Source organism: Gilliamella sp. W8128, from assembly GCF_016100545.1.
GTDB lineage: Bacteria > Pseudomonadota > Gammaproteobacteria > Enterobacterales > Orbaceae > Gilliamella > Gilliamella apis.
Genome location: NZ_JACFSE010000006.1, coordinates 164,531 through 190,480, shown reverse-complemented (window position 1 = coordinate 190,480; position 25,950 = coordinate 164,531). Strand labels below are relative to the sequence as shown.

Genomic DNA, 25,950 nt, shown 5'->3' with positions numbered 1-25,950 from the left:
GGTTTAATAGTAAGTAACAACCGTTATTTAATTGGACGCATTGTTGGGAATAAAATGACATCACGAATAGTATGACTATTGGTAAATAACATTACAGTTCTGTCAATACCGATCCCTAGGCCTGCAGTTGGTGGTAAACCATGTTCTAATGCAGTAATGTAATCTTCATCATAGAACATTGCTTCGTCATCACCAGCATCTTTTTGTGATACTTGATCGGCAAAACGTTGCGCCTGATCTTCTGCATCATTAAGTTCTGAGAAACCATTACCAATTTCTCGTCCACCGATGAAAAATTCAAAGCGGTCAGTGACAAATGGGTTTTCATCATTACGACGAGCCAGTGGTGATACTTCAGCTGGATATTCGGTGATAAAAGTTGGTTGTATTAAGTTAGCTTCAGCAACTTCTTCGAAAATTTCAGTTACAACTCGACCTAATCCCCAGCCTTTTTCTACTTTGATTCCCACATCTTTGGCAATCGCACATGCTTTATCAAAATCATCTAAATCGGCATTATTCGTTTCAGGACGATAATGACAAATTGCTTCACGCATTGTCATTTTGATAAATGGTTTTCCAAAATCAAATGTATGCTCGCCATACTGTACAACTGCATCACCCGTTACTGCGATAGCTAAACGGCGGAATAATGCTTCGGTTAATACAATCAAGTCTTTGTAATCGGCATAAGCCATATACATTTCCATCATTGTGAATTCTGGATTATGTCGTGGTGATACCCCTTCATTACGGAAGTTACGATTGATTTCAAATACTCGTTCAAATCCACCAACAACTAAACGTTTTAAGTAAAGTTCTGGCGCAATACGTAAGTACATATCTAGATCAAGCGCATTGTGATGAGTGATAAATGGTTTAGCTGATGCCCCACCAGGGATAACTTGCATCATTGGTGTTTCGACTTCCATAAAGTGGTTTTCTAACATGAAGTTACGAATTTCAGTTACCACTTTAGAGCGAGCAATAAAGGTATCGCGTGATTGTTGATTAGTAATTAAATCAAGGTAACGTTGACGATAACGCATTTCTTGATCGGCTAAGCCATGGAACTTATCTGGTAATGGACGTAGTGCTTTTGTTAATAAGCGAATTTCTTGACAATGGATTGAAAGCTCACCAGTTTTGGTTTTGAACAAATAACCTTTAGCACCAACAATATCACCAAGATCCCATTTTTTAAACTGTTCGTTATAGTAATTTTCTGGTAGATCATCACGAGTGACATAAAGCTGGATTTGTCCAGTTACATCTTGTAGTGATACAAATGATGCTTTTCCCATAATACGGCGCATCATCATGCGACCAGCAACAGTAACGATAATTTTATTTTCGATTAGCTCTTCGTTAGTTTTATCATCATACAATTTATGAAGTTCGCTTGAGATTGCGTCACGACGAAAATCGTTTGGGAAAGCAATACCTTGTTCGCGAATTGCAGCTAGCTTTTCACGACGTATTGTAAGCTCGTTGTTTAACTCTTCAATATGGTTTTGTTGCTCTTGCTGTGTTGACATAATATTACCTTTTATTTATCACCAAACAGGGTTATAAACCTGCTTTTAAGCTTTCTTCAATAAATTGATCTAAATCACCGTCTAAAACGGCTTGAGTATTACGGGTTTCGACGCCGGTACGTAAATCTTTAATTCTTGAGTCGTCAAGTACATATGAACGGATTTGACTACCCCAACCAATATCGGATTTATTTTCTTCCATCTGCTGTTTTTCGGCATTCTTTTTCTGCATTTCCAGCTCATAAAGTTTCGCTTTGAGCTGCTTCATCGCTTGATCTTTATTACTATGTTGAGAGCGATTGTTTTGACATTGAGTCACAATCCCTGTTGGCACATGGGTAATACGAACAGCAGATTCAGTTTTATTAACATGCTGACCACCTGCACCAGATGCGCGATAAACATCAATACGTAGATCGGCAGGGTTGATATCAATATCAATATTATCATCAATTTCTGGATAGACAAATACTGATGCAAATGATGTATGACGTCGGTTACCTGAATCAAATGGACTTTTGCGTACTAAGCGATGAACGCCAGTTTCGGTACGTAACCAACCATAAGCATAATCACCAGATACCTTAATGGTGGCCGATTTTATGCCTGCTACATCACCATCTGATACTTCCATCACTTCGGTACTAAATCCTTTTGATTCAGCCCAACGGAGATACATTCTAAGTAGCATTTCCGCCCAATCTTGTGCTTCTGTACCACCTGAGCCAGATTGGATATCTAAATAACAATCAGCACTATCATAATCACCTGAGAACATTCGACGGAACTCGAGACCAGCCAGTTTTTTTTCTAATTGCTCTAGTTCTAGATTTGCTTCATCGAAAGTATCTTGATCTTCAGCTTCAACAGCAAGTTCAAGTAAGCCTTCAACATCGTCAAGTCCTTGATCTAATGAATTAATGGTGTTGATGATCTCTTCAAGCATTACTCGTTCTTTACCTAATGCTTGTGCTTTTTCTGGATCTGCCCAAACTTCCGATTGTTCTAATTCAGCATTGACTTCCTCAAGACGTTCTTTCTTGAGATCGTAGTCAAAGATACCCCCGAATCACATCTGTTCGCTCGGTTAATTCGGCTATTTTCGATTTGATAGGATTAATTTCAAACATATTATGCTGTTTTGTTAATTTTTAAGTTTTTTAATTAATCCTACATTGTAACGGATTTAAGTATAACTTAGCAATTACCAATTTGTTTACATCATTGATAATAATGTAAATGAATAATAAATAAAAAATGACGCGTATTGCGTCATTTTTATAATGTGATATTTTTAAACGAGCTTATTTTTTCGCTTCTGCGTATAATTCAGCTACTTTATCCCAGTTAATAACATTCCAAAATGCACCGATGTAATCAGCACGACGGTTTTGATATTTTAAATAATAAGCGTGTTCCCAAACGTCAAGCGCTAAAATTGGTGTACCTGAAACACCGGCAAATTTCTCGCCCATAATTGGGGAATCTTGATTAGCAGTTGAAACCACTTCTAGCTTATCATTTTTCAATACTAACCATGCCCAACCAGAACCAAAACGCGTTGCCGCAGCAGCTGAGAATTTTTCTTTAAATGCATCAACTGAACCAAAGTCTTTTTCAATAGCAGCTTTAAGTTCACCTTTAAGTTCAGTTCCAACTTTTAATAATTCCCAGAATAGGGTGTGGTTAACATGACCACCAACATTATTTTTAACACCAGTAACTTTGTCTGCAGGTACTTTGTCTAGATTTTTTAGTAATGTTTCAGGGCAAAAGTCTTTAACTTCAGCAGGTAGAGATTCTAATAATGCATTAGCATTATTTACATAAGTTTGATGATGTTTGTCATGATGAAGATGCATTGTTTCAGTATCGATATAAGGCTCTAAAGCATCATAAGCATAAGGTAAAGGGGGTAATGTATAAGCCATGAAATTGCTCCTTTCATTTATTAAGTATTATTAACTTATTTATACTATCGAGTATACGGTCTATCTATATATCCCACAAACTATTGTTTAGATAGCTTATGACTATCTAATTTAATATCATTGCCGTATGATTTTTATACTTCGTTTGGCTGCGTTAAATAAGGTGTATACATCATAATTGCATGATTTTCGCTAATGAGTTTTTCCTCTATTTGATTATCGAGCAAATGGGTTTTACGTTGCCATATCTTGTTGTGTCTAGTGTATCCGCCCCACCATTGTTGTTCAATAACGTGATCGGTTTCAAATATTTCATAGTGATAAGATAACGGTGTATTGGCAAGTAGTTCACCATGTAAATATTCATCATCTAACCAAAGATTAAGTCGGTAGGTTGTATTGGTTTTATTGAGTAATTGTAAATCGATATAGTTATAAGCAAGTGTCGCACCACAAGCAAATGGAATAGTACGGTTAACATCCGGAAAAACATCAAAACTATGACGCCACCGTTCAATAATGGTTAAATCTGAATGTAATACCATCCAGTAAATCAACTTACCAAGTTGGCATAAACCACCACCGATATCTTTGCCGACTTGGCCATTATGTAATGAGAGACCTTCTAAAAAGCCACGTTTCTTAGATGGCCGACCAACTTTTTGCCAAATTGAAAATCGTTGATTGGGCTTAATTATCGAACCGTCGAGCTGTTCAATTGCTAAGCGCAGGTTAGTGATTTTGTTATATTGCAAATACATATCAACATCTTTCAGCTGTCTTAACAATACCGATTGATGTTTTTTATGAGAATAGCAGCAAGTATTATTATTCTTATCAATTACGCTATAGGCGTGACGGTTGCGCCACCAATCTAGTTTACGTTTGAGAATAAAATACTCCTTACCTAATTTTAATCTTAAATTACTGCGTTTTTTAGGTTTATCTACAATAGTCTTTTGCATACAACAACAGCCCTAACCACTGAATTGCTTATTTTGCTATAGTTGATAAATAATTAATGCTTAATTTATCTAGAAAGCCAAACAGTTTTTGATTCATTTCAGAATAATCATGCGAACGAAGTTGATTAGGTGTATCAACAAAACGATATTTTGCCGCTTGATTAAGATCACTTTCAGAGTGAGCAATTAGCTGTTCAACAACTTCTGGAGTTAACTCCATATGGCATTGAAAACCATATACTAAAGGACCATAAGCAATGATTTGCCGTGGGCAGCCTTCACTATAAGCAATAATTTGTGCTGCTTGGGTTAAACCAGGCATGTCATTGTGCCAATGGCCGACAGCTAAACTATTGCCAAAATCAGTAAATAAAGGATTATTTTTACCCATTTCAGTTAAGGTAATAGGGAACTTACCGATTTCCTTTTCCGGGCTATGTCCATGTGGGGCACCTAATGCTTCACCAATTAATTGTGAACCAAGACAGACACCGATAACGATTTTATTTGAATTGATAGCTGATAATATTACAGCTTGTTCAGCTAGTGAGTCAAAATGCGGGCACTCTTGTTTGGTTGTTGCTGGTGATTGTGGGCCACCCATAATAATCAACATATCAATATTATCGACATTGTTGGGGAGAGATTCACCAAGATAAACACGAGAATAACTAATGGTATAATGATGTTCTTTAGCCCATTGCTCATAAGCTCCAGGAGCTTCGAAATCTTCATGAATAATAAAATGCAAATGCATTGGTAAATCTCCTTTAACCTAACTATTATCGTTCAGAGTACTCAATTGCTATTAGATATGAATATGGAAAATTAAGCGCAATAATTATTATGAATCTTTTATTAAGAAAGACAATAGCAAAGATATTAGTAGGCGATGAACGAATGAGTTATAGAACAGAGAATAATAGGCATAAAAAAATCTGCTTGAGCAGATTTCAACTTTCGGAAAGTTGGCTCCTCCAACAGGACTTGAACCTGTGACATACGGATTAACAGTCCGCCGTTCTACCGACTGAACTATGGAGGAACCGAAATGTAGCGCGCATATTATAGATTTAATGACGCTATGTCAATAGCTAAATTGTTTAAAATGCGTTTTTTGTAGCAGATTATCTCGATTATTATGCTTCAAGTATTTGGATTGTCTTGAATAATGTCTTTTGTCTGAGGAGTTGTTGTGGATGTGATCCTAGTTCTCCTTCAGGGATCGTTTGATTTAATGCTTGATAATATTTGATCCAATAAGGCAGAATTTGGCCTGTGGCTAAATCGCTAAAGTTCATAGGATAACGTTGAAAATAATCTTCACCAGATGGGTACTTGAAGGCATAAGTAATCAGTTCACTACAGTAAAACCCTTTATCATCTTCGCGAAAACTATGGTTATAAGGCAACCCTAGACAGGTTTGTACTCGCATTAATGCGTTTTTAATGACGGAATCATCATAAATGGTTGCGACTAAATTATATTGAGCGCTAGCTAAAAAGTTGTTAAGGGGCTGTTGGATTACCCCATGTTTTTGAGTGGCTTCAATGACGATATTATTGCTAATATATAAACCAACATGGCTTATCTGATTGATTATCTCATCCGAGCTAAGCTGTGAACCAGAATGCGTAATCGCTTTATTAAATTCGCTTTCTTCATGCTGGGATTGAAAAATAATATCGCCAGATTGCATTTTTATTGATGTTTTTTCGCGTGATGACGCCATAATGAAAACATGACACAAGTTGCGATGATAAATTTAAGTGCATCAACACCAACAAAAGGTAAATAACCTACTTGTATCGCTTCGCTAAGGGAAATATGTAAATACCCCATTAAATAGACCACACCAAAGACAAATAATAATTGGTGAGCACAAGCAAAGGCAACTAAGCCTAACAGAAAACGACGATCGTAACCTTTTTCTGCTGCATATCCAGCTAAATAAGCACTAAATACATAACCATATAAATAACCAGCAGAAGGAGATGCAAGCGCCATAATGCCACCGCTACCATTGGCGAATAGTGGCAATCCTAATGCACCTAAAAATAGGTATTGAAGAATTGCTAGAGCACCTAATTTACGCCCCAAACAAGCTCCGATCAGAAGCACGCCTAATGATTGTAGACTGAATGGTACCGGATAGGTTGGAATACTGATATTTGCGGCAACACCTAGCAGCAATGCGGCACAAGTTACTGCGCACAACTTACGTTGCCAAGAGGATAAGTTAAACAGTGTATTAATATAAGTTGGATAGTACGATGTTAATTGTTGTTTCATTATTTTCTACCATTAAAAGCTAAATAGTAGTGCCATAATAATACAAAAACAAAGTATGTAAACTATTTTTTTATAAAATAGTTTACATTTGTTGGGGGAATTTTGTTTTAAACTAAATTTGTTTTAAACTAAAAAAGGATTTGTCATTCGTTCATTGCCAAAGCTCGACATCGGACCATGGCCGGGAACAAAGATAAAATCATCACCAAGCGGAAATAGTTTATTTGTGATAGAGGAAATTAAATCAGTATGATTTCCTCGAGGAAAGTCGGTTCGCCCAATACTGCTTTTGAATAATACGTCACCAACAAAAGCAATTTTATCTTTAGCATTAATAAATACGATATGACCGGGAGTGTGGCCGGGACAGAATAGAATATCTAAAGTGATATTGCCGACTTTCACTTGTTCACCTTCCTTTAACCAACGATCCGGTAAAAAGCTGTCAATATATGGAAACCCGAATTGCATGCATTGTTGTGGTAAGTTTGACAATAAAAATTCATCTTCTTGGCTAGGACCAAGGATCTCAACATTATAATGTTTCGCTAATTCAATTGCTGCGCCAACATGATCTAAATGGCCATGAGTTAGGAGTATTTGTTTGATGTTAACACCAAGCTTTTCAACCGCTTTTTTAAGTAGTTCTGCTTCGCCACCCGGATCGATAAATGCGGCTTCCTTTGTTTCATCACACCAAATAATGCTACAGTTTTCCTGAAAATGGGTAACTGGAATGATTTGATACTGAAACATATAATTCTCCCTTAATTGCTTAGCGCCGATTCGTTAAATTTTTACCATCTTGTGTGTTTAGTTGCGCAAAAATCATGCTTGATAGCATAGTCACAATACCTAGTATAACAAAGGTTAATTGAAATGCGTGAATAGTAGTTGTTGAATTGCTGAATAATCTTACTAATACCGCACCAAAACCAGTACCAAAGCTAATGGCTAATTGCTGATTAACCGCCATTAAACTATTACCACTGCTGGTGCTTTCACCTTGTAAATTAGCTAATGTTATACTATTCATTGAGGTAAATTGCATTGAATTGATTCCGCCAATGCAAAATAACAAAATGCCTAATATTACTAATGGTGTCGCTAAGTTTATTAATGACATTAAAAGAATCAAAATTCCAGCTAAGATGGTATTAGCAACCAATACAAAACGGTAACCTAAACGAGCAAGAATCCGCGTAATAAAAAATCTGGTACAAATTGAAGCAATAGCCATGGGGACTAACATCATGCCAGCAAAAATTGCTGAATAACCAAAGCCAACTTGTAGAAATAGTGGAATAAGGAAAGGTACTCCAGAAATGCCCAATCGACAAACTAAATTACCGATAATACCAATTTTAAACGTCCGGATATTAAATAATGATAGTGGAAATAGTGGCCCAGATTTTTTTTGCGCATAGGTTCGATAAATAAATAAAAAAATCAGACTGATGATGGCAAGTGTTATTGGTAAATAATATTGTTGACCTTGATTTAAACATTCGACACTAAGGGTGGCACTGATAAAAGTAATAACGATAAAAAGAAAACCAAAGAAATCAAAAGGCATATGTTTGCCTTTAATGTTAGGCATATACTTTAAGCTAATAAATACCCCTAAAACCCCAATTGGCAAGTTAATCAAAAATACCCAATGCCAACTCACCATATCGACTAGATAACCGCCTAAAACTGGCCCTAGTACTGGTCCGATTAATCCTGGTATTGTTGCGGTATTTAATGCTGCTAAAAACTCGTTACGTTTAAATGCTTTAATCAAAACTAAGCGAGAAACTGGTACCATCATTGAACCACCAATACCTTGAATTACTCTGGATATATCTAAGAAAATTAATGAATTGGATAAAGCACACAGTAGTGATCCTAATGTAAAAAGCGATACGGCCATAACGAAGATGTTTTTAGTACCAAATTTATCAGATAAATAGCCACTTACCGGGATAAACAGCGCCAAAGTTAACGCATAGCAGATTACCGCTGATTGCATATTTAATGGCGATTCATTGAGATCTTTAGCCATAGTTGGCAAAGCAGTATTTAGAATTGAGGTATCGAGTGATTGCATAAAAAAAGCAAATGCAGCAATCCAAGGTAATATACGATAGACAAAAGGTGGTAACTGTAGTTCGCTATTCATTTGTTCAGCCTAAAATTGATTGATATGCTGGAAGCAGAGGAGTTTTATTAACCCTAAGATTATACTCTCTTACTCATCGGGTATGATTGAGTAAGAGAGCTAATGAATGCTATTTTACAATATGCTCTGTTAATTGCTGGATTTTTTCTTATTTTTAACGGGTTTTCCTTGCCAATAACCAGCCAATAGTGAGCCAGAAATATTGTGCCAAACAGAAAAGACCGCAGCAGGTAGTGCCGATAATGCTGAAAAGTAGGTTGTACCTAATGTTGCAGCTAACGCTGAGTTTTGCATGCCTACCTCTAAAGACATAGTTCGACAAGTGGACTCGTCAAAACCAAATAAACGACCTCCCCAATAACCACCCAATAAACCAACACCATTATGAATAATGACGGCAAAGATAACGGTTATACCTACTTGAGCAATGAGTGCATGACTGCCAGCAACAACTATACAAATAATTAATAAAATGCAAAGCATCGATAACAGTGGCAAAAAGCGTTCACATTTTTTTACCACAGGATTTAAAAAGTGGTGGACAATTAAACCTAAAATAATAGGGATGAGCACAATTTGGACAATATGTACCAACATATCCCAAACCGGAACTTCAACGGTAGTACCAACTAACAATAATGTCAGTAATGGGGTGACTACAACGCCAACTAGGGTTGATACCGATGAGATGGTGACCGATAACGCGACATCCCCCTTAGCGAGATAAATCATTACATTAGAGGCGGTACCACTAGCAACGCTCCCTACAAGAACCATGCCGACTAATAGCTCTGGCCGCATAGTGAATAATTTAGATAAGATTAACGCAGTCACTGGCATTACAATATAATGCAGTAAAGTACAAATTATGACTGCTTTCGGTTTGGTGACGACGCGTTTAAAATCATCAATACTTAACGTTACCCCCATGGTAAACATGACAAACATTAATAATTGTGATGTATGTGGTCGCACAGGTAGGAAGGTATCAGGTGAAAAATAGGCAGCTAGTGCACAAAGAATTGCCCATAATGGGAATAATCGAGTTAATGAAATAATGGATTGTACAAAAAGTTGACTATAGCGCTGCGACATAAAATATCACCTTTTTATTGATAAATCATTAATAATTAAATGGTTATCTTTTGATTGGATTTGTAATTTCCATTCTATTAATTCTACTAAATAGCGTCAAGGTATTTGTTAAGATGGTGTTAATTATTTGTGAAGGCGGTTCTGTTCGCAATTGACTAAGAATATTAAAGATATCGACAATGTTTTCGGGACGATTTATTTGTCCTTGGCGACCGCTTAACGGCATATCAGGTGCATCAGTTTCCAACACTAAACTTTCCAGCGGTATTTTTGCAATGGTTTGGCGAGTTTTATTGGCTCTGGTATAACTTATTACCCCACCAACACCAATATAATAGCCTAATTTAATAAATTGCAATGCCTGTTGATAACTACCTGAAAAGCCATGGATCACCCCTCGACATGGCAAATTAGCTTGATGTAATTCATGATAGATAATGTCGTGTGTTTTGCGTGAATGGATTAAAACGGGTAGATCATAGCGCTTGGCTAATACTAATTGAGCTCGAAAAAAATCTAGTTGCTGTTGCCAATCAACAGATTGGTCATAACGGTCTAAGCCAATTTCACCAATGGCAACTAATTTTGTTGGGTGAGTACTAACTATATCTGATAGTTGTTCAAGATCAGCCGATGAGTGTTGATAGATAGGGTGTAAACCGAGTGCTGCATAAAGTTCACTATATTGCTCAGTGAGTTGTAATATTTGATTAAAATGTTCTGCTGATACAGCAGGAATAATTAAGCTATTAATTTTAGCTTGGCGAATATTATTGATTGAATTATCGAGATCGGTAACAAAAGCAGGAAAATTGAAATGGCAATGCGTATCGATAAACATAGTGCCTCCTATTCTTCGACTTGATGTAATAATATCGGCAATAAATATCGCTGAGCAAACTGTATTATTTGTTCAATTAGATTATCGGTTAATTCGGGATAAAGCCTTGCGTAATAACTATCACATTCTGCGGTAAGAAATTGGCCACCTTGCCAAGTGGTTAATAATTTGCTTATTGCTTTTTCACTAGGTTCAATTTGTCCTGTTTTTGGATTATATGCAGCAAGTAACCAGCTCCATGCGCTTTGTAATGGCATTAATAGTGGTTGGTTGACACCTTTTATAAAACCTTCAACGAGATCCGTTAATAGGGTTAACGCTTGTGGGGCATCAATGTGTAAAAATCGCCATTGGTTGTCTTCTCGGCCATATAAGCGACTTTGGCTGTCGGTTTTATCCCAATTCAAAATACAGTAAATTAAGTGGTCGATCCATAATGACATACCATCACGAATTGAGAGTTTAGCTGGGCGCCAAGTTAAAATACCATCTGCTTGAATATGGGTTAGCCAACCTTGTAATTGATAATGTTGTTCATCTATCGAAATGGTTAAATTTACCTCTAAGGTTGATGGATTGGTTCTCTCTTCAATGATTTTATTGGCTAAAGGTTGCAGTGCTTCACATAGTTCATCATAAATAATCTCACCAAAGGCACCATCTGGTAATTCACCTGTTAGCTTAAGTCGTTGGTAAAAGTTATCACAACCTTGTGAATCTTTAGCAATCATTTCATTTAAAATTTGTAGATTAAGTTGATAGCGTTTTAAGTTATCTAGGCTAAAGTTTTCAGCATCGGGCAAGGTGTCATCTAAATAATTGACGTAAAAATTAAAGCGTTTTTGTAAGAAAAACCGAATAGAGTGTTGATAAAAACGTTTTAATTCATCTAGATTAATATTATCCACAATGACTTTGCTAATACCGCTGATAAATGATTGGTTTTCTCCCGCTTTTAATGCGGCAGGTAACCATTCATCAGCATAACTTTTAGGTTCATTTAAGAAATTTTGTGGATTAAATGGTGTGCGAGTATGCAACGTTCTTAAATTATCAATTAAAGGCGTGTTTTTATCTGAATTTTTATCAGTAGCATCATGATAATACTGCACAATATAATCCCAAAGCTCATCGACTAATACTGACGGATAACGTTCGCTATCATCTTTCATATCTCGACCGATATAACTGATATAGAGTTGATCTTGTGCAGATAAAATAGCTTCTAAAAACAGATAACGGTCATCAATACGTCGACTACGATCACCTCGACGAGGGTTTTGAGCAATTAAGTCAAAATCTAAAGGTAAAGATGTTCTTGGATAATCACCATCATTCATACCTAACAAGCAAACCAATTTAAACGGAATCGAGCGCATAGGCATCATGGTACAAAAGTTTATTTTACCAACTAAGAATCGATGGGCTAAATGATTTTGTTCCAAGCGTGATTGCATTGCATCATGTAAAATAGTTATCGAGATGTTGTCGGTAAAATTGGCATTTAAACCACTGCTGATCAGCTTTTGCCACTCTTCTTGGATCATTAGCAAAATTGACTCGCGCGAAGTATCGCTAACAAAAAAGTCATTGATAAGCTCAATACAGCAACTTTGCCATTCTGATAACGGTTTGTCTTCACTTAAAATAGTTAGCCATTTGCGTACCGATTTTATAAATTCTGCTAACTGACCGATTAATTCAGCATCTAAGCCGGTAGCACCATCATAAGCTAATATCTGTTGCCAACCACCTTGTTCGCTATTCATGGTATAACCAAGTAATAATCGTTCAAGACCAAAGAGCCAGCTGTGAGCATTTTCTAGACCAAAACGAATGCCTGATTCAATAATCCAAGTATGTAATAAAGTTAGTTGTGACTCACTTATGGCAAACTTTTCAGCAATGGCTGGAATTTCAAGTAGATTAAATAACTCTTCAGCGGTAAAGCGGCTTTCGGTAAAGTTTAATATAGCAAAAAATCCTTGCACCATTGGATCAATGTTACGCGCTTTTTGATCGGAAATTGTGAATGGTAAATAGCGTTGTCCTTCAGCGTTACCGAATACTGACCGAATATAGGGTACATATTTATCAATATCTGAAACCATGACAATACAATCACGTAATTCAAGTGTTGGATCGGCATCAAATGCAGATAATAGATAATCATAAAGTACTTCGACCTCGCGCTGTTCACTATGGCAAGCGTGGAAGGTTACGGATCTATCTGTTTTCTTTATCGGCGCTTTTACATCACTGGTTTGATAAAGTTCTAAAATATCTTGCTGAATTGAATCTAATAAACATTTTCGCTCATGATCGACAAAAATATCAATGTCTTGTTTATTATTGAATTCCTGCAATAAAAATAGGTTATCTCGTCCTAATTTACCCCAAGATGTTAATAATGGGTTAGGAATATTATTAGGTGTATTTTGGATCTCTGATAGCTGTTTTTCTACAATATCGCCCCAGTACCATTTGCAAGGATTGTTAAACATTAAATGGACATCAATGTGTTGACCAAGTGCTGATAATAATGACAAATAAATTGGCGGTAGTGAGGTAATACCAAAAATATAGACTCGTTTCGGTAATGATTTTAATCTTGTGCGATCGAAATCATTATCTAACAAAATGTCCAACATTTGCTGATAGATATTGGCACGATGATAAGGTTGACTAATTGCAATTAGTTGCCGCCATAATTCAGATTGCCAGATTTCATCTGGATGATGATTTAGTTCAGCTACCGTTTGCTTGTTTTCCCATTTGGCTAACCAGTCAGGGCGATAAACTAAATATTGGTCAAATAATTGTGCGATTCGGGTCGCTAGTTGATACTGTTTTCGTTCTTCTTTATCAATATTAAGATAATGTTTAATGGTATCAAATTCAGGTCGCTCGATTATTTTTGGCAATAGATAATACAAACGCCAAGTCATTGATTCGACATTATAACTATTTTCCTGAGGTGAATTAGGTAACAGAGTTTGGTATAACTGCCAAATAAATTGGCTTGGAAAGAGAAAATCAACATTAGCAACAATCCCTAGATCATTGGCTAATTTAATTTGTAACCATTGTGCCATACCTTGACTTTGCACCATAACCATATCAGGCATAAAAACCTGTTCTAGCGGATCTCTGCGCATTAATTCGCTAACGAGTGATTTGAGTAAATCGACTTGATTTGAATGATAAATGGTGAACATAGTTACATTAATATTAATAGAATTAATCAGATTATCGCTGATTGCTATTAATAAATCTAGCCATGTTTAAATAGTAACTTTTTATAACTAAATAACTATATAAAATACCAATGGTTTATAAAAATTTTGAGGAAAGGGGTTTTTTAGAGGTAAAAATTGTGTCTTTTAGATAGTAATAATTCAAATAGTCGTTCAGCAAATAATAAAAAAGGCTACAATTTATTAATTTGTAGCCTTTTATTGCCTAGTTTAGTGATCAATAATCCTTATTGTCCTAAACGACGAGTTAATTCTATAACTCGTATTTTTGCTAAGGCTTTTGAAAGTTCAGCAGATGCTTGAGCAAAAGACATATCATCGCTAGGGTGATTAATGTGTTCTTGCGCTTGTCTTACTGCTTCTTGAGCCCTTGCTTCATCCAAGTCTTCACCACGAATGGCGGTGTCAGCTAAGATTGTTACCATGGTTGGTTGTACTTCTAAAATACCGCCAGATAGATAAATAAACTCTTCTTCACCATCGGCTTTAACAATCCCGACCATTCCCGGCTTAATGGTTGTCAGTAACGGAGTGTGACCAGGATAAATCCCAAGTTCACCTTCTCGTCCTGTGACTCTGATTCGCTGAACATCACCTGAAAAAAGGTGAGATTCAGCACTAACAACTTCTAATTGATAGGAAGTTAGTGCCATAATGCTCTCTCCGTTCTATAAATCTCTTAGAGAGATTTCGCTTTCTCAATCGCTTCGTCGATTGAACCAACCATATAAAATGCTTGTTCAGGAATATGATCATAATCACCATTCATGATACCTTTGAAGGCACTAATTGTGTCTTTTAATGGTACATATTTACCTGGTGAACCGGTGAACACTTCTGCAACGAAGAATGGTTGAGATAAGAAACGTTGAATCTTACGTGCACGAGCAACAGTTAATTTATCATCTTCTGATAATTCATCCATACCAAGAATCGCAATGATATCTTTCAATTCTTGATAACGTTGAAGAATTGACTGTACGCCACGAGCACAATCGTAATGTTCTTGCCCAACTACAAGTGGATCTAATTGACGACTGGTTGAGTCAAGTGGGTCAACCGCTGGGTAGATACCTAATGATGCGATTTGACGACTTAATACGATTGTTGCATCCAAGTGAGCAAAGGTTGTTGCTGGCGATGGGTCAGTTAAGTCATCGGCAGGTACATATACTGCTTGGATTGAGGTAATTGAACCTGTTTTAGTTGAGGTGATACGTTCTTGTAATAACCCCATTTCTTCTGCTAATGTCGGTTGGTAACCTACCGCAGATGGCATACGACCTAATAGTGCAGATACTTCGGTACCGGCTAAGGTATAGCGGTAAATATTATCGATAAATAATAGTACGTCTTTACCTTCATCACGGAATTTTTCTGCCATGGTTAAACCAGTTAACGCTACGCGTAAACGGTTTCCTGGTGGCTCATTCATCTGACCATAAACTAACGATACTTTATCTAGTACGTTTGATTCTTTCATTTCATGATAGAAGTCGTTACCTTCACGAGTACGTTCACCTACACCAGTAAATACTGAGTAGCCTGAGTGCTCGATCGCGATGTTACGAATTAATTCCATCATGTTTACAGTTTTACCAACACCTGCACCACCAAATAGACCGACTTTACCACCTTTTGCAAATGGACAAATTAAGTCGATAACTTTGATACCAGTTTCAAGTAATTCTGTTGAGTTAGCCAACTCTTCGTATGTTGGTGCTGCTCGGTGAATCGCCCAACGTTCTTCTTCACCAATTGGACCTGCTTTATCAACAGGATCACCTAGTACGTTCATTATACGGCCAAGTGTTTTTGTTCCTACAGGAACTTCAATGCCGTGACCTGTATTTACTACTTTAAGTCCACGTCTTAAACCATCAGATGAGCCCATTGCGATACAACATACAACGCCACCACCTAATTGTTGCTGAACTTCCAGAACTAATTTATCAGTGCCAGTTTCCACTTCTAATGCATCATATACCTTTGGTACTGCATCTTCTGGGAATTCGACATCAACCACCGCACCGATGATCTGGACAATCTTTCCAGTAGCCATTTTTAATCCTCTACGTCTTTTTCTTAACTATAAGCCAATATTTAGCACTAACCTGAAACAGCAGCTGCACCAGATACAATATCAATTAATTCATTTGTGATCGCACCTTGACGGGCTTTGTTATACACAATTTGTAATTCATTAATTAAATTTGCACCGTTATCGGTTGCTGCCTTCATGGCCACCATTCTTGCTGCTTGTTCACTCGCTAAATTGTCAACCACCGCTTGATAGACTTGTGATTCAATATAACGACGTAAAATCACATCTAATAATGATTTTGCATCCGGCTCATAAATATAATCCCATGATGAAGCTTTAAGTTCTTTATCTTCTGAAGCCGGTAATGGTAATAATTGCTGTATTGTTGGCTTTTGCGACATGGTGTTAATAAACTTATTGGTTACAATATATAGTTTATCAATTTTACCGTTGTCATATGCCTCAAGCATTGTTTTTACCGGACCAATTAAATCAGATAAAGTTGGTTCATCACCTAAATTGGTTACTTGGGTTAAGATGTTGGTTTTTACTGAAGAGAAAAACGAAACACCTCGAGAACCAATTAAAGCAACATCTGCTTCAACGCCTTTCTCTTGCCATGCTGACATATCAGCAATAACAGTTTTGAAAAGATTGATATTTAATCCACCACATAAACCACGATCGGTTGAAATGATAAGATAGCCAACTCGCTTAACATCCCTTTCTTCCAGATAAGGATGTTTAGTGCCTATTTGAGCTAACGCTAAATGTCCAATTACTTCACGAATCATTTCAGCGTATGGACGACTAGCCGCCATTCTATCTTGCGTTTTACGCATTTTAGAATTAGCTACCATTTCCATCGCTTTGGTGATTTTTTGCGTACTTTGGATACTGGCAATTTTCGTTCTAATTTCTTTTGCATTAGCCATTTGTTACCTCACCCTTACCAAGTTTGAGTTGATTTAAAGCTTTCAAGCATTGCTTTTAACTTACTTTCAATCTCATCGTTGTAATTGCCTGTCTCGTCGATTTGTTTAACAAAATCGGCATATTGACTATGGGCATAAGCAAGAAGTGCTGTTTCAAATGCTAATACTTTTGCAAGTTCAACATCTTCTAGATAACCACGCTCCGCAGCGTAAAGTACAATTGATTGCTCAGCAACAGTCATTGGTGAGTATTGCTTTTGTTTGAGTAATTCAGTTACTTTTTCACCGTGGCTTAATTGGTTTCTTGTTGCTTCATCTAAGTCAGAGGCAAATTGTGAGAATGCTGCTAATTCACGATATTGTGCAAGTGCAGTACGAATACCACCAGATAATTTTTTCATTATCTTAGTTTGCGCAGCACCACCAACACGAGAAACCGAAATACCTGGGTTTACCGCTGGGCGAATACCTGAGTTAAATAAGCTAGTTTCAAGGAAGATCTGACCATCAGTAATCGAAATTACGTTAGTTGGTACGAACGCTGAAACGTCACCTGCTTGAGTTTCGATAATTGGTAATGCAGTTAATGAACCTGTTTTACCTTTTACTTCACCTTTAGTGAATTCCTCAACATAAGCTTCGTTAACCCGAGCTGCACGTTCAAGTAAACGAGAGTGAAGATAGAATACATCACCAGGGTAAGCTTCACGTCCAGGTGGACGACGAAGTAATAATGAAATTTGACGATAAGCAACCGCTTGTTTTGATAAATCATCATAAACAATTAATGCATCTTGACCGCGATCACGGAAGTATTCTCCCATGGCACAACCAGCGTAAGGTGCTAAGTATTGTAATGCTGCAGATTCAGATGCTGATGCCACCACCACAATTGTGTTTTTAAGTGCACCATGCTCTTCAAGTTTACGCACTACGTTAGCAATAGTTGATTGTTTTTGACCGATTGCAACATAGATACATTTAACACCAGAATCACGTTGATTAATAATGGCGTCAATTGCTAATGCGGTTTTACCTGTTTGACGGTCACCGATGATAAGTTCACGTTGACCACGACCGATTGGAATCATTGAGTCAACCGCTTTATAACCAGTTTGTAATGCTTGGTCAACTGATTGACGGTCGATAACACCTGGAGCAACCACTTCTACTGGTGAAAATCCATCATGTTGAATAGAACCTTTACCATCAATTGGTTCACCGAGAGTATTAATAACACGGCCTAATAAACCATCACCTACTGGTACCTGTAAAATACGGCCAGTACATTGCACTTTCATCCCTTCAGATAAGTCTTCGTATGGTCCCATGACCACAGCACCAACAGAATCTCTTTCAAGGTTTAATGCCATTGCATAACGGTTGCCTGGTAATGCAATCATTTCACCTTGCATTACATCAGTTAATCCGTGGATTCGAAGAATACCATCACTTACAGATATGATAGTTCCTTCATTGTGAGCATCACTCACAATATTGAACTGAGCTATCCGCTCTTTAATTAGTTCACTTATTTCAGTTGAATTTAGCTGCATTATCAGTCCCCTTAAGACTGTAGAGCGTCATTTAGTCGATTTAGACGCCCTCTGATACTACTATCAATAACCATATCGCCCGTACGAATAATAAAACCAGAAATGAGCGATTTATCAATATGACATTTTAGTTTTACTTTTCGTGATAAACGTTTTTCGACTGCGACAGAAATTTTATCAAGTTGTTCACTGGTAAGCTCATTAGCAGAAATTACCTCAACATCTGCTTGTGCTTCTTTATCTAAACAGTATTGCTCAAACAAACTTAACACTTCAGGAAGAAGCGATAAACGTTTGTTTTCAGCCATAACTTTAATAAAATTAGTGCTAAACTCATCTAATACATCTTTACAGATATTGATGAGTAAGTTAGCCACTGAATCAGTTTTCATGTCAGATGTTAAGATACTTCTGATTTGAGCATCTTTGCTCACTTCAGATGTTAACACCAACATTTTGTGCCATGATTCGATGCTATTTTTTTCAACAGCAAAGTCGAAAGCGGCTTTAGCATAAGGGCGAGCAATCGTAATTAAGTCAGCCATTGCTCTATTCTCCTTATAGTTCAGCTACGAGTTTATCAATGATGTCGCTGTTAGCGGCTTCATTAACAGAACGTTCAATAATTTTTTCTGCACCGGCAATAGCGAGTGTAGCGACTTGTTGTTTAAGCTCTTCTCTAGCGCGTTTGCGCTCAGCTTCAACTTCAGCAAGTCCTTGAGCAACAATCCTTTCTTTTTCACGAGAAGCTTCTTGTTGTGCTTCTTCAAGAATGGCTGCTTTGCGTTTATTCGCTTGCTCAATAATTGCATTAGCCTCAACCTTAGCCTGTTGCATTATGTCAGATGTATTTGCTTTGGCTAATTCCAAATCTTTTTTTGCTGTTTCTGCTGAAGCAAGTCCATCTGCTATCTCTTTTTGGCGTTTTTCAATCGCTCGGATAACGGGTGGCCAAACAAACTTCATACAGAACCAAACAAACAATACAAATGTAATTGCTTGGCCGAGGAGAGTTGCGTTCATATTCATGAGACAATTCCTCTTAAATTATTATTAGCCTGCAACAGCAAAAATGACATATAACGCAATACCTACACAAATCATAGGGATCGCATCAACTAAGCCCATAACGATAAAGAATTGGGTACGTAACATAGGCATTAATTCTGGTTGGCGAGCAGCACCTTCTAAGAATTTACCACCTAATAAACCAATACCAACTGCACCACCGATTGCAGCTAATCCCATCATTATGCCTGCGGCTACAAATAACATACTATCCATTATATACTCCAGTTTATTATCAAAAAAATTTAAAAATTAATGATCTTCTGTTGCCGAAGCCATCGCTAAATAGACAATCGTCAACACCATAAAAATAAATGCTTGTAAGGTAATTATCAAAATATGGAAAATAGCCCATGGTAATGATAATACCCATTGTGACCACCAAGGTAATAGTGCAGCAATTAAGATGAAGATAAGTTCACCAGCATACATATTACCGAAAAGTCGTAATCCTAATGAGACAGGTTTAGCTAATAAACTAACAAGTTCTAGGACTAAGTTAATTGGTGCAAATGCCCAATGATTAAAAGGATGTAAAGTATATTCTTTAATAAAACCTGTAATCCCTTTATATTTGATTGAATAGATGATGATAAGCGCAAATACGCCTAAAGACATTGACATGGTAATACTAACGTCAGCTGTCGGTACGACTCTTAAATGTGATAAACCTAAATATTGTCCAGCGTAAGGTAAGAAATCAACTGGAATAAGATCCATCAGATTCATTAAGAAAACCCAAATAAACACAGTAAGAGCTAAAGGGGCAATGAGTTTATTTTGGCCAGTAAACATGTCTTTGACGGTATTATTGACAAATTCAAAGATCATCTCGACTGCACATTGAAGTTTACTTGGTACGCCACTCGTTGCTTTCCTTGCAACACGATGGAAAATCCATAAAAACAGCACACCAAGTAAAATTGAAAAGAACAAGGAATCAAGATTAAAGGTCCAAAAACCAGAACCGACTTGTAAGTTCTCAAGATGGTGTTTTATATAAGCTTGCGGTGAAGCTGGAGAGGAAACTGCCATATAACCCTCTTACCTATTTCAAAAATAAAAACTACAGCTTGTTATATTTTATACCTTAAAAGGTATAAACAATTACTGCAATAACCGAAGCTGTTATTTTAAACCTAATTGCCTATATTAAGTCAACAACTGATTAAAAAAATAAATAATTTAGACACTTTTTACTAATTTTGCGTAAAGAATAACAGCTTTATTACTCACTTTATTAGAAATAATTTTCACCAATTGCCTAATTAATGTAGAAAAAATAGGCTAATTTGATTGTTTAACTGCATTAGCAATTTGTTCCGCAAGTTGCTGAACTTGTGATTGATTGCTACCTTCAACCATCACTCTAATAAGAGGCTCTGTGCCTGACTTACGTATGAGCACTCGTCCATTATTACTGAGTTGTTGTTCTGCCTGCGCAATGGCTGATTTGACCTCAGGATTCATTAATGGATCATCTTTACCTGAGAAACGAACATTAATTAATATTTGTGGTAGCATTGTCATACCACTACATAAATCAGCTAATGACATATTATTGCGTACCATGGCAGCTAAAACTTGTAAGCCAGCAACAATACCATCACCGGTAGTGGTTTTATCTAGCAGTAGAACATGACCTGAATTTTCAGCGCCTAATCGCCAATTTTTTTCAACTAGCATTTCAAGTACATATCTATCGCCGACTTTTGCTCTTACAAATGGAATTCCAAGATTTTTAAGGGCGATTTCCAGTCCCATATTACTCATTAGCGTACCAACCACACCACCTTTAAGCTGACCCTGTCTTAATGCTTCTCGAGCGATGATATAAATAATTAAATCACCATCAATTTTATTACCTTTATGGTCAACCATAATAATACGGTCGCCATCACCATCAAGAGCGAAACCTAAATCGGCTTTTTCATTGATAACTTGCTCAGTTAACGCTTTTACATCAGTGGCACCACAATTTTCATTAATATTCACGCCATCAGGGTCACAACCAATTTTGATTACTTTAGCGCCAAGCTCACGCAATACTTTCGGGGCAATGTGATAAGTGGCACCATTGGCACAATCCACCACAATTTTTAGGCCTGATAAACTTAAATCGTGATCAAAAGTACTTTTACAAAATTCAATATAGCGACCAGCAGCATCGGTTATTCGACTGGCTCGACCTAACTGTTTTGATTCGACGCAATCGATCTCTTTCTCTAGTTGTGCTTCGATTTCTAACTCAATTGCATCATCAAGTTTGCGTCCTTCGTTTGAGAAAAATTTAATGCCATTATCATAGAAAGGATTATGTGAGGCAGAAATGACTATACCTGCATCAGCACGAAATGTGCGAGTTAAATAAGCAATCGCTGGTGTTGGCATTGGCCCAGTAAATGCAGCTGCAACACCAGCCGAAGCAAATCCTGCCTCTAATGCTGATTCCAGCATATAGCCTGAAATGCGAGTATCTTTACCGATGATGACTTTTTTTACACCATCTTTAGCCAGTACTCGCCCAGCAGCCCAACCTAATTTGAGAGCAAAATCAGGCGTTATAGGATATTCTCCAACTTTTCCTCGAATACCATCTGTCCCAAAATATTTCCGATTAGACATGTTATTTCCTCATACAGAATTTTTTATTTAACTCATTGCCAGCGTTATAATGTTAACGTTACTGCTATTTTATAAAAGTGCTTAGCTAAACTATTCTCGATTATCGTTAGCAAACTTCAATAATACTTGGCTTTCTTTAATAAAACGTTCGGCATATTTACCAAACCATTTGGTTACTTCATTAAAATTCTCAATGAATTTGGTTTTATCTCTTTGTTCGATTAATTTAACCATTTGCCCAAAACATTGATAGTAACGTTTAATTAATTCAATATTGGCATCTGATGCCATGATAATATCGGCATAAAGTTCTGGATCCTGAGCAAATAACCGGCCTACCATCATTAATTCAAGTCGATAAATTGGTGATGATAGGGTAATTAGCTGTTCTAAATCAGCGTGTTCTCGTTGTAAATTCACACCATATGAGAATGAAGTAAAATGACGCAATGCTTGAATAAATGACATGCATTTATCATGCTCTTTTGCATCAATCGCACATAAATTTGCTCCCCAAATCCGCATTTGTTCAATTAACCATTGGTATTGTTCCGGATATCGTCCTTGGCAGTAAACAATAACTTGTTTAGCTAAATTAGGTACATCAGGGCCGAACATTGGATGTAAGCCAACGACAGGACCAGTATGCTTAGCTAACATCGCTTGTAACGGTTTGACTTTGATTGAAGTAAAATCAGTTAAAATGCAATCTTTAGGTAGTGGTGGTAATTGTTCAATAATTTCACATGTTTTGTTGATCGGTACGGTCACAATAACTGCAGCAGCATCAGCAACGACTTCGGCTGCTTGATGCATGGTTTTTGAACCCAAGGTCTTGACTGTATAACCTGACAGGGTAAATAGTCTGGCAAATAGTCTACCCATTTGGCCATTACCACCAATGATGACAATTGATCCTTTGCCAGTGTAAACCTTTTTAAAACCTTTGTCGTTTTCACTAATATAAGACTCACGCATTAAGCGGCGTAAAATATCTTCAATTAGCGCTGGTGATATACCTAAATCTTCGGCTTCTTGTTTCCGTTTAGCTAACATATCCGCTTCACGTTTTGGATCGTAAATTGGAATTCCATGCTCGCTTTTCACTTCGCCAACTTCGGCGACTAATGCTAGTCGCTGACTAATTAAAGATAAAATCGATTGATCAACTTCATCAATTTTATTGCGCAATGCAAGTAATTCCTTTGACATATTTGCTGGATCCTTTATCACAAGTTATAGCTTTTACTGTAATTGCTTAACAGTATAACGTATTTTTGGTAGCATGGGTCAATTGCAAAATTAAATCAAATACAATAAATTTATGATTAAAGTTATCTCATTTAATATTAATAGTCTTCGGGCTAGAATTCATCAATTAGCTGCAATTATTGATAAACATCAACCGGATATAATTGGCTTGCAAGAGACCAAAGTTCATAACGATCAATTTCCTGTTGAGGAACTGGCGCAGTTTGGTTATCACTTACATTATCATGGTCAAAAAGGGCATTATGGCGTGGCATTATTGACTAAGCAAAAACCATTGTCAGTCCAATGTGGTTTTCCAACTGATGAGGAAGGCGCACAATGCCGATTAATTATGGCTGAATTACCGACTAGCCAAGGTAATTTAATGGTTATCAATGGCTATTTTCCGCAGGGAGAAAGTTTACACCATGAAATCAAATACCCTGCTAAACGTAAATTTTATCAGGATTTAAATCAGTACATACAAAGCCAGCAACTTAATAGTCAATTATCCTTAATTATGGGTGATATGAATATTTGTCCAACCGATTTAGATATTGGTATTTCTGATGATAGTCGTAAACGGTGGTTGCGTACTGGTAAATGTTCTTTTTTGCCTGAAGAGCGTGAATGGATAAATAATTTAATGTCTCTTGGTTATACTGATACTTATCGTCATGCTAATCCTGAATCGCAAAGATATTCATGGTTTGATTATCGTTCCAAAGGATTTGATAGTGAAACAGGATTAAGAATTGATTTAATATTAGCCAGCCAAAAGTTACTGCAATATTGTCAACAAACTGGGATCGATTATGATATTCGAAGCATGGAAAAACCATCTGACCATGCACCGATCTGGGTAGAATTTGATTTAGATTAAACTTCAACTTCAACCATGAGGATAATAGTATGCAAAGCAGTTCAATTTTATCGGTCAAAGATCTTAACCAAATCGTTAAAGAACTGCTTTCTGGCGCGATTGGACAAATTTGGTTAGTGGGGGAAATTTCCAATTTTTCTCGCCCTTCTTCTGGCCATTGGTATTTCACACTAAAAGATGAAGTTGCTCAAGTGCGGTGTGCTATGTTTCGTAATAGTAATTTCCGCACCGGATTTACTCCACAAAATGGTCAACAAGTGTTGGTAAATGCTTCGGTAACGCTTTATGAAGCACGTGGCGAATATCAATTGGTCATTAATAAAATGCAACCCGCTGGTGCGGGACTGTTACAACAAAAATTTGAGCATTTAAAACAAAAACTGTCAGAAGAAGGATTGTTTGATCCTATTTATAAACAAACATTACCCGATAATATTCGTACGGTTGGAATTATTACTTCAGCAACTGGTGCTGCGTTGCATGATATTTGTCAGATATTAAATCGACGCGATCCTAGTTTGCATTTGATTATCTATCCAACTCAGGTACAAGGTAATGAAGCGGCTGCCCAAATAGCAAGGATGATTGAAATTGCCAATATTCGCCAAGAATGTGATGTGCTAATAGTTGGGCGAGGTGGTGGTGCACTTGAGGATCTTTGGGCATTTAATGAAGAAGTGGTTGCAAGAGCAATTTTTGCTAGCCGATTACCGATTGTCAGTGCTGTTGGTCATGAAGTCGATTTTTCGATTGCTGATTTTGTTGCTGATGTTCGTGCAGCAACGCCTTCTGCAGCGGCTGAGCTGGTAAGTCGAGACAAACTAGAGCAAATTAAGCGTTTGCAAGTTCAAGAACAATATTTATGCATGGCGATGGATTACTATCTAATGCGTCGACGAGAACGCTTAAATAAATGGCGCCATCAATTACAAACACAGCACCCTCAAGCAAAATTATCAAAACAATTAAGTCGTTTATTAAGTGGTCGTCATGCCTTGTTTGAAAATATGCAGCAATATTTATTAAGGCAATCTTATCGCCATAACCTACTTGATAAACGTTTAGTTCGTGTTTCACCACGACATAAAATTCTTTATTATGAGCAAAGTCTTGAACAAAAACAGCAGCAACTCATTAATTTAATTCAAAACAAGCTGACAGATGCTAAACATCAGTTTGTATTACAAACATCTCAACTTAATAGTGTTAGTCCACTAGCAACCCTAGAACGAGGTTATTCAGTAACAACTAATCAGCAACACAAAGTGATACGCACAGTTGAACAAGTCGTTATTGGAGAAATGATTGAAACACAGTTAAAAAGTGGCAAAGTAACTAGTCAAATTATTGAGATTAATAAAAAATCTAATTCACAATAGTTACGTTTAGGCTTGAAAAATTAACTTATTATAGCTTAATTAAAAATTAGCGCTTTATTTAACTATTCTGTTTTTATTCCTAATCTACACTTTTAATAAATTTAATGCTCGAAATTGGATAAAAT

The 25,950-nt window shown here is 36.8% G+C and carries 24 protein-coding genes and 1 tRNA gene; 2 read left to right on the top strand and 23 right to left on the bottom strand.

Annotated features, from left to right (window positions below):
- Positions 1-23: 23 nt before the first annotated feature.
- The 23 genes from lysS to tyrA all read right to left on the bottom strand — a co-directional run bounded on the left by lysS (position 24) and on the right by tyrA (position 23,524).
- Entirely contained in the window at positions 24-1,538 is a 1,515-nt protein-coding gene (lysS, locus tag H3U97_RS07935; RefSeq protein ID WP_065651387.1) for a lysine--tRNA ligase, read from the bottom strand.
- 31 nt (positions 1,539-1,569) lie between these two features.
- Positions 1,570-2,668 (bottom strand): peptide chain release factor 2 gene (prfB, locus tag H3U97_RS07930; RefSeq protein ID WP_108720963.1). Its coding sequence is split into 2 segments (ribosomal slippage): positions 1,570-2,592 and positions 2,594-2,668, totalling 1,098 coding nucleotides; the frame shifts between segments, so codons are not numbered across the junction.
- A 174-nt stretch (positions 2,669-2,842) separates the two neighbouring features.
- Positions 2,843-3,469 (bottom strand): Fe-Mn family superoxide dismutase, encoded by a 627-nt coding sequence (locus tag H3U97_RS07925; protein ID WP_198198664.1) that lies wholly within the window; start codon positions 3,467-3,469, stop codon positions 2,843-2,845.
- A gap of 134 nt (positions 3,470-3,603) precedes the next feature.
- On the bottom strand, positions 3,604-4,434 hold the full coding sequence (locus H3U97_RS07920) for a VanW family protein (protein ID WP_198198663.1): 831 nt from the start codon (positions 4,432-4,434) through the stop codon (positions 3,604-3,606).
- Between the two features lie 28 nt (positions 4,435-4,462).
- Positions 4,463-5,191, bottom strand: coding sequence for a type 1 glutamine amidotransferase (locus tag H3U97_RS07915; RefSeq protein WP_198198662.1), 729 nt, complete (start codon positions 5,189-5,191; stop codon positions 4,463-4,465).
- A 212-nt stretch (positions 5,192-5,403) separates the two neighbouring features.
- Positions 5,404-5,479: transfer RNA gene (locus tag H3U97_RS07910), tRNA-Asn, on the bottom strand.
- A 94-nt stretch (positions 5,480-5,573) separates the two neighbouring features.
- Positions 5,574-6,167, bottom strand: a complete 594-nt coding sequence (locus H3U97_RS07905) for a YiiX/YebB-like N1pC/P60 family cysteine hydrolase (protein ID WP_198198661.1) — start codon at positions 6,165-6,167, stop codon at positions 5,574-5,576.
- The gene (locus H3U97_RS07900) at positions 6,137-6,727 is read right to left on the bottom strand and encodes a biotin transporter BioY (protein ID WP_034901530.1); all 591 of its coding nucleotides are present in this window, start codon (positions 6,725-6,727) and stop codon (positions 6,137-6,139) included. The genes H3U97_RS07905 and H3U97_RS07900 overlap by 31 nt, the downstream gene beginning before the upstream one ends.
- Before the next feature lie 123 nt (positions 6,728-6,850).
- On the bottom strand, positions 6,851-7,483 hold the full coding sequence (locus H3U97_RS07895) for an MBL fold metallo-hydrolase (protein WP_034901529.1): 633 nt from the start codon (positions 7,481-7,483) through the stop codon (positions 6,851-6,853).
- Positions 7,484-7,502: 19 nt separating this feature from the next.
- Positions 7,503-8,891, bottom strand: a complete 1,389-nt coding sequence (locus H3U97_RS07890) for an MFS transporter (RefSeq protein WP_198198660.1) — start codon at positions 8,889-8,891, stop codon at positions 7,503-7,505.
- A gap of 129 nt (positions 8,892-9,020) precedes the next feature.
- The gene (locus H3U97_RS07885) at positions 9,021-9,986 is read right to left on the bottom strand and encodes a bile acid:sodium symporter family protein (RefSeq protein ID WP_198198659.1); all 966 of its coding nucleotides are present in this window, start codon (positions 9,984-9,986) and stop codon (positions 9,021-9,023) included.
- 43 nt (positions 9,987-10,029) lie between these two features.
- Positions 10,030-10,827 (bottom strand): TatD family hydrolase, encoded by a 798-nt coding sequence (locus H3U97_RS07880; protein ID WP_198198658.1) that lies wholly within the window; start codon positions 10,825-10,827, stop codon positions 10,030-10,032.
- 8 nt (positions 10,828-10,835) lie between these two features.
- The gene (gene recC / locus H3U97_RS07875; protein ID WP_198198657.1) at positions 10,836-14,045 is read right to left on the bottom strand and encodes an exodeoxyribonuclease V subunit gamma; all 3,210 of its coding nucleotides are present in this window, start codon (positions 14,043-14,045) and stop codon (positions 10,836-10,838) included.
- A 266-nt stretch (positions 14,046-14,311) separates the two neighbouring features.
- On the bottom strand, positions 14,312-14,737 hold the full coding sequence (locus H3U97_RS07870; protein WP_034901523.1) for a F0F1 ATP synthase subunit epsilon: 426 nt from the start codon (positions 14,735-14,737) through the stop codon (positions 14,312-14,314).
- Positions 14,738-14,763: 26 nt separating this feature from the next.
- Positions 14,764-16,146, bottom strand: coding sequence for a F0F1 ATP synthase subunit beta (gene atpD / locus H3U97_RS07865; RefSeq protein ID WP_034901521.1), 1,383 nt, complete (start codon positions 16,144-16,146; stop codon positions 14,764-14,766).
- A 47-nt stretch (positions 16,147-16,193) separates the two neighbouring features.
- Positions 16,194-17,063: a F0F1 ATP synthase subunit gamma gene (gene atpG / locus H3U97_RS07860; RefSeq protein ID WP_065614742.1), complete on the bottom strand. Its 870-nt coding sequence runs from the start codon at positions 17,061-17,063 to the stop codon at positions 16,194-16,196.
- Positions 17,064-17,077: 14 nt separating this feature from the next.
- On the bottom strand, positions 17,078-18,619 hold the full coding sequence (atpA, locus tag H3U97_RS07855; RefSeq protein ID WP_198198656.1) for a F0F1 ATP synthase subunit alpha: 1,542 nt from the start codon (positions 18,617-18,619) through the stop codon (positions 17,078-17,080).
- Positions 18,620-18,630: 11 nt separating this feature from the next.
- Entirely contained in the window at positions 18,631-19,164 is a 534-nt protein-coding gene (atpH, locus tag H3U97_RS07850; RefSeq protein WP_065614741.1) for a F0F1 ATP synthase subunit delta, read from the bottom strand.
- Between the two features lie 13 nt (positions 19,165-19,177).
- Positions 19,178-19,648, bottom strand: a complete 471-nt coding sequence (gene atpF / locus H3U97_RS07845; RefSeq protein ID WP_034901512.1) for a F0F1 ATP synthase subunit B — start codon at positions 19,646-19,648, stop codon at positions 19,178-19,180.
- Positions 19,649-19,672: 24 nt separating this feature from the next.
- Positions 19,673-19,903: a F0F1 ATP synthase subunit C gene (gene atpE, locus H3U97_RS07840; RefSeq protein WP_034901511.1), complete on the bottom strand. Its 231-nt coding sequence runs from the start codon at positions 19,901-19,903 to the stop codon at positions 19,673-19,675.
- A 36-nt stretch (positions 19,904-19,939) separates the two neighbouring features.
- Positions 19,940-20,722: a F0F1 ATP synthase subunit A gene (gene atpB, locus H3U97_RS07835; protein ID WP_034901508.1), complete on the bottom strand. Its 783-nt coding sequence runs from the start codon at positions 20,720-20,722 to the stop codon at positions 19,940-19,942.
- A 252-nt stretch (positions 20,723-20,974) separates the two neighbouring features.
- The gene (glmM, locus tag H3U97_RS07830; protein WP_198198655.1) at positions 20,975-22,312 is read right to left on the bottom strand and encodes a phosphoglucosamine mutase; all 1,338 of its coding nucleotides are present in this window, start codon (positions 22,310-22,312) and stop codon (positions 20,975-20,977) included.
- Positions 22,313-22,402: 90 nt separating this feature from the next.
- A complete protein-coding gene (tyrA, locus tag H3U97_RS07825) occupies positions 22,403-23,524 on the bottom strand; it encodes a bifunctional chorismate mutase/prephenate dehydrogenase (RefSeq protein WP_198198654.1) in 1,122 nt (373 codons plus the stop codon).
- Positions 23,525-23,639: 115 nt separating this feature from the next.
- On the opposite strand from tyrA, the gene xthA reads away from it, so the two are divergent.
- Positions 23,640-24,446 carry an exodeoxyribonuclease III gene (gene xthA / locus H3U97_RS07820; protein ID WP_198198688.1) on the top strand — a complete coding sequence of 269 codons (807 nt, stop codon included), beginning with the start codon at positions 23,640-23,642 and terminating at the stop codon, positions 24,444-24,446.
- A gap of 29 nt (positions 24,447-24,475) precedes the next feature.
- The gene (xseA, locus tag H3U97_RS07815) at positions 24,476-25,825 is read left to right on the top strand and encodes an exodeoxyribonuclease VII large subunit (protein ID WP_198198653.1); all 1,350 of its coding nucleotides are present in this window, start codon (positions 24,476-24,478) and stop codon (positions 25,823-25,825) included.
- Positions 25,826-25,950 lie beyond the last annotated feature (125 nt).

What these genes read in the sequence shown, in the direction of transcription:
- tyrA (WP_198198654.1), bottom strand. Translation starts at nt 23,524, where the DNA reads ATGTCAAAGGAATTACTTGCATTGCGCAATAAAATTGATGAAGTTGAT.
- H3U97_RS07880 (WP_198198658.1), bottom strand. Translation starts at nt 10,827, where the DNA reads ATGTTTATCGATACGCATTGCCATTTCAATTTTCCTGCTTTTGTTACC.
- recC (WP_198198657.1), bottom strand. Translation starts at nt 14,045, where the DNA reads ATGTTCACCATTTATCATTCAAATCAAGTCGATTTACTCAAATCACTC.
- glmM (WP_198198655.1), bottom strand. Translation starts at nt 22,312, where the DNA reads ATGTCTAATCGGAAATATTTTGGGACAGATGGTATTCGAGGAAAAGTT.
- H3U97_RS07905 (WP_198198661.1), bottom strand. Translation starts at nt 6,167, where the DNA reads ATGGCGTCATCACGCGAAAAAACATCAATAAAAATGCAATCTGGCGAT.
- atpE (WP_034901511.1), bottom strand. Translation starts at nt 19,903, where the DNA reads ATGGATAGTATGTTATTTGTAGCCGCAGGCATAATGATGGGATTAGCT.
- H3U97_RS07885 (WP_198198659.1), bottom strand. Translation starts at nt 9,986, where the DNA reads ATGTCGCAGCGCTATAGTCAACTTTTTGTACAATCCATTATTTCATTA.
- H3U97_RS07915 (WP_198198662.1), bottom strand. Translation starts at nt 5,191, where the DNA reads ATGCATTTGCATTTTATTATTCATGAAGATTTCGAAGCTCCTGGAGCT.
- H3U97_RS07925 (WP_198198664.1), bottom strand. Translation starts at nt 3,469, where the DNA reads ATGGCTTATACATTACCCCCTTTACCTTATGCTTATGATGCTTTAGAG.
- H3U97_RS07890 (WP_198198660.1), bottom strand. Translation starts at nt 8,891, where the DNA reads ATGAATAGCGAACTACAGTTACCACCTTTTGTCTATCGTATATTACCT.
- lysS (WP_065651387.1), bottom strand. Translation starts at nt 1,538, where the DNA reads ATGTCAACACAGCAAGAGCAACAAAACCATATTGAAGAGTTAAACAAC.
- H3U97_RS07870 (WP_034901523.1), bottom strand. Translation starts at nt 14,737, where the DNA reads ATGGCACTAACTTCCTATCAATTAGAAGTTGTTAGTGCTGAATCTCAC.
- atpH (WP_065614741.1), bottom strand. Translation starts at nt 19,164, where the DNA reads ATGGCTGACTTAATTACGATTGCTCGCCCTTATGCTAAAGCCGCTTTC.
- H3U97_RS07900 (WP_034901530.1), bottom strand. Translation starts at nt 6,727, where the DNA reads ATGAAACAACAATTAACATCGTACTATCCAACTTATATTAATACACTG.
- atpD (WP_034901521.1), bottom strand. Translation starts at nt 16,146, where the DNA reads ATGGCTACTGGAAAGATTGTCCAGATCATCGGTGCGGTGGTTGATGTC.
- atpA (WP_198198656.1), bottom strand. Translation starts at nt 18,619, where the DNA reads ATGCAGCTAAATTCAACTGAAATAAGTGAACTAATTAAAGAGCGGATA.
- H3U97_RS07895 (WP_034901529.1), bottom strand. Translation starts at nt 7,483, where the DNA reads ATGTTTCAGTATCAAATCATTCCAGTTACCCATTTTCAGGAAAACTGT.
- xseA (WP_198198653.1), top strand. Translation starts at nt 24,476, where the DNA reads ATGCAAAGCAGTTCAATTTTATCGGTCAAAGATCTTAACCAAATCGTT.
- atpG (WP_065614742.1), bottom strand. Translation starts at nt 17,063, where the DNA reads ATGGCTAATGCAAAAGAAATTAGAACGAAAATTGCCAGTATCCAAAGT.
- atpB (WP_034901508.1), bottom strand. Translation starts at nt 20,722, where the DNA reads ATGGCAGTTTCCTCTCCAGCTTCACCGCAAGCTTATATAAAACACCAT.
- atpF (WP_034901512.1), bottom strand. Translation starts at nt 19,648, where the DNA reads ATGAATATGAACGCAACTCTCCTCGGCCAAGCAATTACATTTGTATTG.
- H3U97_RS07920 (WP_198198663.1), bottom strand. Translation starts at nt 4,434, where the DNA reads ATGCAAAAGACTATTGTAGATAAACCTAAAAAACGCAGTAATTTAAGA.